Raw genomic sequence first — 12,916 nt, 5'->3', positions numbered from 1 at the left:
ACCTCTAAACAAAAAAGAAAATGGCAATCATGAATTTTGGCGGTGTTGACGAAAATGTAGTCACCCGGGAAGAATTTCCATTGGAAAAGGCAAGAGAAATCCTCAAAGACGAAACCATCGCCGTTATCGGATACGGCGTACAAGGTCCCGGACAAAGTATGAACTTGCGGGACAACGGATTCAATGTCATCGTCGGACAGCGAAAAGGCTCGAAGACATGGGATAAAGCGGTGGCCGACGGCTGGGTTCCCGGCGAAACGCTTTTCGAAATCGAAGAGGCTTGCCAGCGTGGAACAATTATCGAGTACCTTCTTTCCGACGCAGCTCAAATAGAGGTATGGCCCAAAGTGAAAAAACATCTTACCGCCGGTAAAACACTCTATTTTTCTCATGGATTCGCCATCACCTACAAAGAGCGCACGGGTATCGTTCCTCCTGCCGATGTCGATGTAGTACTGGTTGCGCCCAAAGGTTCGGGAACCAGTTTACGGCGCATGTTCTTGCAAGGTCGGGGACTCAATTCGAGCTATGCTATTTTCCAAGATGCGACCGGGCACGCCAAAGAGAAAGTTATAGCTCTCGGTATCGGAGTCGGTTCGGGATACCTTTTTGAAACTACTTTCAAACGCGAGGTTTATTCCGACCTTACCGGAGAACGGGGAACTCTCATGGGGGCCATTCAAGGTATTTTCGCCGCACAATACGACACACTGCGCGCACACGGACACAGCCCTTCGGAAGCATTCAACGAAACGGTCGAAGAGCTTACCCAATCACTGATGCCTCTTGTCGCCGAAAACGGCATGGACTGGATGTATGCCAACTGCTCGACAACAGCCCAGCGAGGAGCTCTCGACTGGTGGAAAAAGTTTCGCGATGCTACCAAACCCGTATTCGAAGAACTGTATGAAGAGGTAGCCAAAGGGAACGAAGCTCAACGTTCTATCGACACGAACAGTAAAGAAGGATATCGCGATGGCCTGAACAAAGAGTTGAAAGAGTTGCGAGAAAGCGAGATGTGGCAAGCCGGTGTGACCGTTCGAAAATTACGCCCCGAAAATAACTAACCGGCAAATAGATTACCATATAGAAAAGAGATTATTCCACTTGTTGGAATAATCTCTTTTCTTATACCCGAACGTGTTATCGGCTAAATCTGTTTTTGATATCTTCCCTGTAAAATAAAACGGGAAAAATCCGAAACTATCATAAATAACGAAGGGGAGCAATGCTCCCCTTCGTTATTTATCGACGACGCTGTTGTTTGTTTCGTTGCTTCTGTTGTTCTCTCAACGCAGCCTGCTGCTGGCGTTGCGCTTCTTCCAACCGAGCCATGAAACCGCTCTTCTTGCGAGGTTTCTTTTGATTCTCTTTCAACTCGGCAAGAACCTTCTCCTCGTTGATACATTTACGGAATACATAGGTTTGAATAATCGTAATCAACAACGACAAGAAATAATAATAACTCAACCCGGCCGAATAATTATTGAAGAATACCAAGAACATGACGGGCATCAGATACATCATGAACTTCATACCCGGCATCTGTTGTTGTCCGGCGGTATTCTGCATATTGATTTTGGTGTATATCAAGTTGGTAATAGTCATCAACAAACAGAAAAGGCTGATGTGATTACCAAAATAGGGCGTTATCAACGGTATATAAGTATCCCAACTTACGATCGCATCATAGGTCGACAAATCTTTCGCCCACAAGAACGATTCACCCCGAAGCTCGATAGAAGACGGGAAGAAGGTGAACATCGCAATAAGAATAGGCATTTGTAAAAGTAACGGCAAACACCCGCCCATAGGATTCACTCCCGCCTTGCTGTACAGATCCATTGTCAAACGCTGACGCTCCATCGCTTTATCCTGCCCCGGATACTTATCATTAATCTCCTTAATTTGAGGGGCTAAAACCCGCATACGAGCCTGCGACTTATAAGATTTATACGTGAAGGGGAATAAAACGAGCTTTATAAATATCGTCAACAACAAAATGATAACGCCATAATTGCTGAAAAATTTACCCAAGAAGGTGAATACCGGTATAACGATGAGTGTATTTATCCAACGGAAAAACTTATATCCCAGTGGAACGAGCTTATCCAAATCGAGTGTCTGGTCTCCCGAAAGATCGTCGTCATAAGAGGACAATAACGGATAAGAATTCGGTCCGAGAAAAATATTGAATCCGGCAACCTGCGACTCTTTCGAATCATAATCTATCGTACTCTCGGCATGAAACTGTTTCAAATATCTGTCTTCTTCCAAAGACCGAGAGGTAAAAATTCCGTCGTTAAATTTTCCATCGGCAATAAAAGCAGTAGAGAAGAACTGGTTTTTAAAACCAATCCATTTGAGGCTCGTAGTCGCTTTCTCTTCATCGTTACCCGACTCGCTCAAATGCTCTACATCGTCTCCTGCAAATTTATAATACAAGGCACTATTTCTCTCCTCAAACATACGTCCTTGTTCTTGACGGCGCATTTTCTGATCCCAAATAAAATCCCAATAAACAGCGCTCGACGGAATTACCCGGTCCATATCTTTCTGCCAGATATCCATTTTCAACATATAGCTGTCTTCCGGCAAAGAATATCGAATGCCCATCTGACTTCCATTGGCAAGCTGTAATGTCATATTTACAGCATTACCATCGATTTCGGGAGTAAAATATAAATCGCGTGTATCGATCACGCGCGCATTCGTACGAATAATGAATCCATAGTCGTTTTCGTCTCCGGTAAACAGAGTCACATTCGTGGAATCATAGGCCATGTAATCATTCAAAACAGCCTCATAAAGACGACCTCCTTTATTAGAAAACTTCAATGTCACCTTATTATTGGACAAAGTAGTAAATTCTTCCGAACCTTCGGCACAAGGAGCGAACTCGCCGAAACGCGCTATCAAACCTGCATTTTTTAATGAATCGGCAACTTCTCCCGAAACGGTATCGGTCGAAACGGGTGTTTCTGCCAAAGCGGCCTCGGCCATACGTTCCGCTTCCACAGCGGCAATCGAATCGTTATACCGACGCTGTGCCTCCAATTGTTCGGGTGTAGGCTGCATCCACCAAGAGAAAAGCAGCACAACTACGACCATCAATACAAGACCTAAAATCGTGTTTTTATCCATTCTTCAATTTTGAGATTACTAAATTATTTTTTTGAAATCGCTGCTTTAATAAAGTCAACGAAAAGGGGATTCGGATTAAGAACCGTACTATTGTACTCAGGGTGATATTGTACTCCCACATACCAACGCAAAGACGGAACCTCGACAACTTCGACCAAATGAGTTTCGGGATTCTCGCCCACGCAACGCATTCCGGCATCTTCAAAAGCTTTACGATACTCATTGTTAAATTCGAAACGATGGCGATGCCGTTCGCGAATATGGGTCGTTCCATAAGCCTTAGCAGCAATAGAGTCTTCGGCCAATATACAGTCATAGGCGCCTAAACGCATCGTCCCACCCATATTGGTTATGCTTTTCTGCTCCTCCATCAAGTCTATTACATTATGCTTGGTCGTCACGTCCATTTCGGTAGAGTTAGCATCGGTATATCCCAACACATCACGGGCATACTCGATCACCATGCATTGCATGCCCAAACATACGCCAAATGTCGGAATATCGTGTTCACGAGCATATTTCAAAGCGATGAATTTTCCTTCGATACCTCTCTGCCCAAATCCCGGAGCGATCAACACGCCATCTAAAGAAGAAAGCATAGCGTCCACATTTCCGCTATTTAACTTCTCGGAATGAATATATTGCAAATCGAGTTTGCGATCGTTATAGGTCGCCGCCTGAAACAAAGATTCATTGATAGATTTATAGGCATCGGGAAGTTCTACATATTTGCCGACTAATCCGATACGTACGGTCTTAGTCGCATTTTTCATGCGATGCAAGAAATTCAACCACGGCTCCAAATGAGGTTCTCCGTTTATGGGTAAACCGGTTTTCGTCAATACGATTTCATCTAAATGCTGTTGATGCATTTTCAAAGGGACTTCGTATATAGACGGAACATCTATCGACTGAATCACTGCCGCAGGATCTACATTGCAAAACAATGCCACCTTCTTACGTAAAGCAAGAGATAGCTCGTACTCGGTACGCAATACCAATATATCGGGTTGGATACCTACCTCCTGCAATTGTTTTACCGAATGTTGGGTCGGCTTGGTTTTCAATTCCTTAGCGGCAGCAATATAAGGTACATAGGTCAAATGAATACATACACAATTTTTCCCCATTTCCCAACGCAACTGACGTACGCTTTCGAGATAGGGCAAAGATTCGATATCCCCGACCGTTCCCCCAATCTCCGTGATTACGAAATCGAACTGGTTCTTCGATCCTAAAAGTTTAATGTTACGTTTAATTTCATCTGTAATATGCGGAATAATCTGCACCGTCTTTCCCAAATAATCGCCCCGTCGTTCTTTATCTATTACATTTTGATAAATACGCCCTGTTGTAATATTATTGGCGCGAGTCGTAGGAGTATTGGTGAATCGCTCGTAGTGACCCAAGTCAAGGTCGGCTTCGTGTCCATCGACCGTCACATAACATTCTCCATGTTCATAAGGGTTCAATGTTCCGGGATCTATATTGATGTAAGGATCGAACTTTTGGATAGTTACTCTATAACCTCTTGCCAAAAGCAATCGAGCCAACGAAGCCGAAATAATACCTTTACCCAACGACGAGGTTACCCCCCCCGTAACGAATATATACTTAGTCTCCACGATAAAATATGGTTTATGTGTTACATTTACAAGGCGCAAAATTAGGAAAAATAATCCACAATCTATCGCAACATTCAACAGAATTATCACTTTTCATTTGCTATGAAGAGAAAAGCCCATAACAGATAGAAACACTTTACAATTTTTACCCAAAAGAAAGACTATCGGTAAACAATTTGTATCAAATAATCATTATCTTTGCAAACAGATGCGAAAATAGGCTGCATTCGGCAAAGTCAAGCAAGCTTGCTTTTGCCCTCATTGGCACTATCTTTGCAAACAGATGCGAAAATAGGCTACGCCTTGCCATAATCGAATAAACCTATTTCTACTCTCTACTTGTTGCACTATCTTAAAAAATACAAACATATACTCTTATGAACTCACGAATTACAGCTATTCTCATAAGTCTTCTTTCTGTAACCGGAGTATTCGCAACGACTGTCATAGAACAGAACGATAGTATAACGAACGAAATCGTATCTGACAGTATAACAATGGCCATACCATCAGATTCTATAACCATACAGGTTACCGATACTGACTCGATCGCTCGCCAGCAAGAGGCCGACAAGAATTTACTTTCATTATTGGAAACAGACTCAACCGAGCAGATTTTACCGGTTATCACAATGTTGCGTATGCTCGAATATGCTGACAGCATAAGAGCTATGCAAGGGTCGGGCGAAATACCTGTCAACCCACTTTTCTTACCTATCGTGTTCGAAAAACAGATGTCTACTCCTTTTCAACATTTACCCTCGGCCGAAAAATGCCCATTCAAACCAAAGTCTCTTTCGGTGGACGATAAATGGTTACAAGACGAGATTCAAGCCGAAAAGACCCGAAATCTAGCACAGAACTATGTAATCGTCAATTACCCGAAACTTATACATTACAATACAGACAATCTACCGGAAGTGCCTAAACAATACGTGATCGAAAACGATCCGGCCAAACATATTCTTTCTATCAAAGAAAAGCCGCTAATTATAAAAAATGACGTGGGAAAAGAAAAAATCAAACTAAAACGATGGATAATCAATTTCCAATCGTCCATACAATTTTCCCAAGTCTATGTTTCGGAGAATTGGTATCAAGGAGGGACGAGCAATGTCAATCTGCTAAGCGATCAACAATTCTCTATCAAATATAACGATCCCAAAGAGCAACGTATCTTATTCGAGAATTTAGTACAATGGAGATTGAACATCAACAGTGCCCCGGAAGACACATTGCATTCCGTAAAAATCAGTGAAGATTTATTCCAGATAAACTCGAAATTCGGTCTTAAAGCCTACAACAAATGGTACTACACTGCGACCATGAATTTCAAGACACAATTTTTCACCAGTTATGCCGCTAATTCCAACAACAAGGTGGCTGCATTTCTATCTCCTGCTGAGTTGAATTTGGGTTTAGGTATGTCTTATCAATATAAAAACGATAAAAAACGTTTCGAGACATCGATATCGCTCTCCCCACTTTCTTACAACTTGCAATTCATCGTTAACGACGACATGGATGCGGCCAGCTTCGGAATCAAATCGGGGAAAAGCATGAGTCAATACGGTTCCTCCTTCGAAGGGCGCATCAAATGGGAGTTCTATCATAACATGGTTTGGAGTTGCAGACTGTTTTATTTCACCAACTATGATCATGTACAAGGGGATATGGAAAATACATTCGACTTTATCCTCAACCGTTTCTTCTCTACTCGTTTGTTTGTTCATCTGCGATATGACGATGCTCGCGCGCTGAACAAAGACTTCGGACATTTCCAACTGAAAGAATTACTAAGTTTCGGATTCAACTATAAATTCTAATGAGAATCAAACTCATAGTTTTACTATGCATCGGTATGCTCTGTTCCTCATCGATAAAAGATGAAGAAGGGCGTTATGAAAGTAAGCCTCCTTATCGTAGTTTCATTCTTGAAAATTATACCGAAGAAAGTGCCAAACATTATTTCGATACAGCTCCAATCGACAGTTGGGAAGGTATTTGGCTCCTGACAGAAAATGGAGAAAGAGTCGCTATCGAACGGTTTAAAGACATTCGATTTTCCGAAATCTTTACACACCGAATCGTTAAATTGGATTCGTCGGTACGCAGTGAAATTCCCGTCGGAACTATTTTAGGGTACTTAACTCGCGGAGTAAATCCTAACACTTGTTTCATCTGGCTCTATAAACATAAACTGACAGGTGCAATACTTTACGCCCCCAAAAGGTTTTCGGCCAGACTAACTTCTGACCTCAACGGCATTTTATTCTCAGGAAACAGCGCTAAAAAATTAGAAGACTTATTCGATCCCCGGTCAGGATTCATTAAATTATATCCCAAGCAAATCTCGGAGAATTCTGAAAATCGGGAAATCCGATATCTGTAAATTCAGAACTTTCGGAAAACAAAGCGTTCATCTTCACCCCGGGTCAAAATCATTTTGGAAGAGGTAAGTTTCTCAATGTAAAAAGTATATTCCTCGTTCATTTTCAACTTGAAAACAGGAGGTAGTTCTGTTTCAAACCAAGAGGGTTCCATTATTTTAAATTTCAGTATGTCATCTTCGCGAACGTAACTCCCGAAATAATTGTCTGTTGCATTTTCTATTCCTCCCCGATGAACCAATTGTAACTTTATGACACTACTCTGAAAATTATAGTAAAGACTATCATGTGGGGTCATTGTACCATTCTCCCACATCTCAATCAATTGCCATTTCCCGAAAAGAGGACCTATATACCCATCATTATGAGTACAAGAGGTGACAACAATCCCCAAAAACAATCCTATTAAAATACGGCGAATCATCATCTTGTTCTTCATTTTCCAATTGTTAAAATTCCACTTTTCCTGATACCGATAGCAACACCCCATTTATCTCCATACAATTCGCCCCAATCTCCGGCCAAAGAAGCGGAAAACGACCACCCCGAAAGTTTTATCGGAGAATAAACACATTCTATCAGCCCCGACATATCGTGTTGGGTATCGGCTAACGGAAGAAAAGTCGTTCCCCAAGAGGTTCGATACGACGCTAATATTTTATATTTCCATTCAGGAGCGATATAACCCGACGCTCCTAAATGGACTCCTCGTATTCTGTTATGCTTGTATCTCATATAACCATCTGTATTGTACAACAAGGATTTAGCCATTGCCGTACCATTGGAAAGGCCGTAATGCGCCCAACCGTTATAGAAATAGTTATTGTAGTAATCATCGGCTCCTGTGGCTTCTATATCCAATTTAGGATCATTATAATCACTCGGACACCAATTCAGAGGCCCACTTTGATTGGTCATATCCAAATATTCTAAAACGACATTCGACAGCCAGTTTTTCTTACCGCTCTTATATTCAAGCCCCCATAGACCGTCCCAACCATTGAACTTCCCCATTCCCGATGCATCGTCGTAATACCATTCGAAGTAACCTCTTACAGAAGAATTGTTTTTGAACCTGTATTCCGCCGATAAATTCCATTGTCCCACATGGTTTCCATAGTAGTAGGCCTGATCGCCTTTATTGGACTGACCATCACCAGACGACGGAAACAAGATTTTAAAAAAATCTTTCAAGCGTGTCGGACTTTTCATCGTGAGAGAATCTATCAAAACGCCCTCTTTATAATACCGTTTTGTGCCTCCGAACTGTGCTGCCAGTTCGGCTCCGATCGTTACGACAAAGGGTTTGTCGGGATTGGAACGAAACGAAATGGATTTATGGTGATATAAAGCATCGGTCGTAATATACTGATTATAATAATTGTAATGGTCTCTTAAAAAATCGTTGTCCATAAACTTTCCATACGCGAGCTCACCCTTAATCTGTACCCAGCCCTTCGTAAACGGAATATCTACAAAATCGATAAATCCGGCTCTAACTTGGGGTATAGGCCGTGCATTACCCGACCAGACCAACCCGCCGGAACTCAACTCAAAATTCACTACTTCATCGGTAAGCTCCCGACAACCTGCCGATATAAAAATCATGCGGTATTTCATGCCTATATAGGCTTGTTGTATGAGGAAAGACGACACACCCGGATTATACGTTTTCAGGTTTCCGTCTGAATAATAGGATACCGGAGATGTAGAAGACATCAATCCAACCAAATCGATACCGAACTCATAGGAAAACCGTTTGTTCATCTCCAAGCCTTTAAAAACCGAGGCTCGCAAATATCCGCTTTTACTGTGTGTTACCAACCCATGCTTATTGGCAGACAAATAATACGGTGCAAAAATCCCGTTTCCGGCATTTCCGGCCATCGACAAAGAATAGTAATCTGTCGAATGTTGGGCAAAAACCCCGAATAAATTTCCGATAGATAAACAGAAAACGACTAATAATCCTACTCTCAAACGATGATACATAATGTATGAATATTATTGATAATCGAGACAAAAATAATATATAAAGCACTACGGCACAACTCCCCTTTCTTTATTTAACAAAAAAGGGGAATAAAGTGTATGAATATACATTTATTCCCCCTTTATACCGAGACTAACCTTTTTAGAAAGAGACACCTAAACGGAACCCTATATTGTTACGACCATCGATATCATAGGTCAATACTTTACTCTTATTAGTAGCATAATTATAATATAAAGCTACGTGGAAACCATAACGGACACTCGGATTCGGGAAAATACTCACTCCGATTTCGGGAGACACGGTAAAACCCCATGTATCATCATAAATCTCCCAAGCCTGCAAATAAGAAGACATGCGACTATAATTGGCGCCCAATTTCACCGTTGCATAAGGTTCTAAAATTCCGTCGGTCGTAAAGCGATATTTTGCCAACAGACCAAAGGGTAGCTGAAACAACGAATGTTGCTGGTCGGTCGTAAGAGCCGAATTGCTCTTTAACATCAAAGTCTGCCTGTCTATATATTTATTATTCGTGTGATAAGAAATAAAAGCTCCAATAGCCATTTTAGGCATTACATAATAACCACCTTCAAAATTCATACCCCATCCACTGGCTTTATCGGCATAACTGTTCCCAACAGGAGCGTTAAACTGCCAATCGACATTAAAATAAGTACTCGAAACGGCTTGTGCGTTTCCCCGGGTCGACACGGCTACCATACAAGTAGCGACTACCACCCATAACGATATGTGTTTAATAGTTTTCATAATTCGTTTTCTTTTTATTAATATACAAAATGGGGTAGCCCGTTATTTATTCGTCAAATAAGGAGACTGAACAAACGACTGGTCTATCGCTTGGATTATTAAATTTCTATTTAATCTAGGGGAGCCACTCTTCAATCCGGCCATATAGGAATCCCAAAGAATCGTTAACCGTCGATTGCTACTGTTTTTATTCGTTAAGTCGACTAACTCGGCCAAAAATGAATTCACACTATAACTATATACTACGGGATAGGGATAATACCAACTGTTCCAATATGATCCCCAATATCCGGGTCCCCAATATCCGGGATATCCCCACCACCAATAGTCATTGGGATAATCGACGAAATAACGTACGTCTTCAATATAGCTTACCTGTAACCCTAAATCGGCATCTTCTTTCGAATCGACCAATGTGAATCCCCGAGCAGCCATATTGTCGGCAAATGTTTCGAGAATATAATCGGCATCTTCATTTGTCCAATAGGTCGCTTTTTCATTATTCGTAATGAGTAAGACACTATCCGGCATATAATAGGTGAGATATTCGCCGAAGTCGGCCGATTTATCATAATCGGTAAACACCACATAATCATCATCCAGCTTGGAAAGGCTGGGCTCTTTTTGGCATGCAGCTAATACCGCTACGACAAAAAGAATTGGGATTAGTTTTTTCATATCAGTTTTGTTTTGATTGTTATGTAATAACACCATTGTTATACTCCAAAAACAAAACCGACAAAAGATAGTTCGAAAATAGCGGAAATTTTTATCGAAGGAATATTTTTTATTATCGGGGTTTCTTACCTAACCGATATACAGAATCTACCTGAGACGCAATATAGTCCCAATTATAAGGAGATAAATCATAATGACGTTCTTCCATTTCTCCCTCTAATTTACAAGATAATTTCTCTTCCAACGAGCCGATGTTCCCCGTGACGAAAAAATCGGAGGCATCGAGGCAGGCAAGCCTATTTGCCGGAATGTCGCTGACCAATACCGGCAACCGATAACTCAACGCTTCGAGCAGCACAATGGGCAGTCCTTCATGAAAAGACGGAAGGACAAACAAACGCGCATGGGAAAAGAGCTCATTCAATTTAGCCCCCCTTACGAAGCCTGTGAGAACGACATGGTGTTCTTCTGCCAGCCGTTTTAAAGAGACAGAATAATGATCTTCATGGTCGGCATCACCAGCTATGACCAATTTGCAGTTCGAATCGGAAATACGAGCAAATGCTTTTATGAGTAAATCGAATCCTTTCTCCTCCACAAAACGTCCTACGGCCAAAACATATCGTCGAGGTGTCAACCCCAACGACCGAATATAACTGTCGTTTTTTGCCGGCACAGGCTTATTCACGCCATTATAAATCAAGTGCGCGTCCGTGCGATCATACTTTTCACGTAAAATATTATCTATCACAGTAGAAATTACAATCACTTCGTTGGCATAATTCGCCCCCATTCGTTCGCCCCATCTGAGCACAGACTTAGCTGTCTTATTCCACTTCTGCCTATCATAATCGGGACCGTGATGGGTCATCACCACTCGTAATCCCAACAACCGGGCCAACGGGGTTAACAAAGCCGGGCCGATAGCATGGATATGTAAAACGTCAGCACCGACCCAACGAGCATAAATAATCGCTAAAAAAGTGTGAACAATGGCTTCTATACTTTTTCTGCGGGGAGCATAAATATCTTTTAGATGAACACCTCTATACTCCTTAATCTTATTTTGGGGAGTGACGTAACACGAACGACGAACAACCGTCACATCATGTCCCATAGCAGCTAATCGGGGATATAATTCCTCACAGTGTGTTTCCACACCTCCCTGAATATCGGGGATACCACGAGTACCGACTACAACTATCTTCATCGCAACACTCCCCTCCCCCGTTTACTCACGTCCTAAATTCCCCTGCATGGGATCTTGCCCCACGTCGTACCATTTCTTATCCAGACAAACAGGTTTCCCTAAAAGAGAACGTAATTTATTTTTGATAATCCACCCCATGGGGTGACGGGCATAAGCAAATTTCTTCATAACCGGAGAGACCGTGCCGACCATCCAACAATTCTTCGGACATTTGCGTACTAAACTACGCACATGTTGGGCTTGTTCGCTGCTCCAAATATCCGAAAAAGAGTTCGCCTGTCGAATGTTTCCCATACTCTCTTTCCAATACTTAGCTTCCAACCCATTGCAAGGATAAACTTCGCCATAAGGATCTATGAAACAATTCATCAAACCTGCTTCACACGGCAACATACGGCGATTTCCTTCGATATAGTTTATCAATCCCATATTAAAAAATGCCCGTGCCCATGATTTGGGGTGTTTTTCCCTCATTTGCATATTGATCAGCTCGGCAAAGTTACCACAAACGGTATCGCGATTGGTAATCACATTGTCATCTTTGTGAAAATAATACGAATTATGAAACGCAGCGGTAGCGAACTCCATATTCAAGGCTTTGGAAAGACGATATAGGGAAAGCATATCTTCGGAATTATTATTCGACACCGTTATACCGAACCCAATATCCTTCACGCCCATTTCCCTAAGTGACAAGAGAGTCCTCAACCCTTTATCAAAACCTCCGGCTCTTCCCCGTAATTCATCATTCTTTTGGGATAAACCCTCGATACTGATACGTATTCCTATTTTGGGGAATTTTCTCGCCAACTCCAATACTCGCTCCTCGAACCACCCCGACGTGGAAATAACAACTCTGGGGGCTTTTCGAAAAGCGACCTCCACAATCTTATCTAAATCTTCACGAATAAAAGGTTCTCCCCCTGTTATATTGATAAATTTCACATGCGGCAAAATCTCCAATTCTTCCGGTTGAATTTCCAGCCGCGGATCTGTCGGATTTTTCCAGATATTACACATCTTACACTGCATGGGGCAGCGATAAGTGGTAATAATGCTTATATCGGTAGGCGCAAAAACTTTCATTTCTTACAAATATTATGCA

11 protein-coding genes are annotated in these 12,916 nt (G+C 41.9%); 3 read left to right on the top strand and 8 right to left on the bottom strand.

The features are described 5' to 3' along the window. The first annotated feature begins 20 nt into the window (after positions 1-20). Complete coding sequence (gene ilvC, locus QVD32_RS02755; protein WP_046414794.1) at positions 21-1,067, top strand: ketol-acid reductoisomerase; 1,047 nt, start codon at positions 21-23, stop codon at positions 1,065-1,067. 178 nt (positions 1,068-1,245) lie between these two features. Here the strand turns inward: ilvC and yidC are convergent, their stop codons facing one another. Then, positions 1,246-3,144 (bottom strand): membrane protein insertase YidC, encoded by a 1,899-nt coding sequence (gene yidC / locus QVD32_RS02750; protein ID WP_118687315.1) that lies wholly within the window; start codon positions 3,142-3,144, stop codon positions 1,246-1,248. A 23-nt stretch (positions 3,145-3,167) separates the two neighbouring features. Continuing rightward, entirely contained in the window at positions 3,168-4,772 is a 1,605-nt protein-coding gene (gene pyrG, locus QVD32_RS02745; RefSeq protein WP_040296059.1) for a CTP synthase, read from the bottom strand. Between the two features lie 374 nt (positions 4,773-5,146). Between pyrG and QVD32_RS02740 the strand changes: the two genes are divergently transcribed. Together QVD32_RS02740 and QVD32_RS02735 are read left to right on the top strand one after the other, a co-directional pair. Beyond that, complete coding sequence (locus tag QVD32_RS02740; protein ID WP_118687316.1) at positions 5,147-6,595, top strand: DUF3078 domain-containing protein; 1,449 nt, start codon at positions 5,147-5,149, stop codon at positions 6,593-6,595. Next, on the top strand, positions 6,595-7,161 hold the full coding sequence (locus QVD32_RS02735) for a hypothetical protein (protein ID WP_021891279.1): 567 nt from the start codon (positions 6,595-6,597) through the stop codon (positions 7,159-7,161). Before QVD32_RS02740 ends, QVD32_RS02735 begins: the two co-directional genes overlap by 1 nt. Positions 7,162-7,163: 2 nt before the next feature. Here QVD32_RS02735 and QVD32_RS02730 read toward each other — a convergent pair whose 3' ends face one another. The 6 genes from QVD32_RS02730 to QVD32_RS02705 all read right to left on the bottom strand — a co-directional run bounded on the left by QVD32_RS02730 (position 7,164) and on the right by QVD32_RS02705 (position 12,897). Continuing rightward, positions 7,164-7,598, bottom strand: coding sequence for a lipocalin-like domain-containing protein (locus QVD32_RS02730; RefSeq protein ID WP_046412427.1), 435 nt, complete (start codon positions 7,596-7,598; stop codon positions 7,164-7,166). Then, entirely contained in the window at positions 7,595-9,151 is a 1,557-nt protein-coding gene (locus QVD32_RS02725; protein WP_021891281.1) for a capsule assembly Wzi family protein, read from the bottom strand. The genes QVD32_RS02730 and QVD32_RS02725 overlap by 4 nt, the downstream gene beginning before the upstream one ends. Positions 9,152-9,293: 142 nt before the next feature. Then, entirely contained in the window at positions 9,294-9,923 is a 630-nt protein-coding gene (locus QVD32_RS02720) for an outer membrane beta-barrel protein (protein ID WP_008861483.1), read from the bottom strand. A gap of 42 nt (positions 9,924-9,965) precedes the next feature. Further along, positions 9,966-10,601 (bottom strand): DUF4136 domain-containing protein, encoded by a 636-nt coding sequence (locus QVD32_RS02715; RefSeq protein WP_021891282.1) that lies wholly within the window; start codon positions 10,599-10,601, stop codon positions 9,966-9,968. 112 nt (positions 10,602-10,713) lie between these two features. After that, complete coding sequence (locus tag QVD32_RS02710; RefSeq protein WP_021891283.1) at positions 10,714-11,811, bottom strand: glycosyltransferase family 4 protein; 1,098 nt, start codon at positions 11,809-11,811, stop codon at positions 10,714-10,716. Between the two features lie 21 nt (positions 11,812-11,832). After that, on the bottom strand, positions 11,833-12,897 hold the full coding sequence (locus tag QVD32_RS02705) for a radical SAM protein (RefSeq protein WP_021891284.1): 1,065 nt from the start codon (positions 12,895-12,897) through the stop codon (positions 11,833-11,835). Positions 12,898-12,916 lie beyond the last annotated feature (19 nt).

Origin of the sequence: Barnesiella sp. (assembly GCF_022723415.1) — a bacterium.
Taxonomy (GTDB): domain Bacteria; phylum Bacteroidota; class Bacteroidia; order Bacteroidales; family Barnesiellaceae; genus Barnesiella; species Barnesiella intestinihominis.
This window is presented reverse-complemented; position numbering and strand designations above follow the sequence as displayed.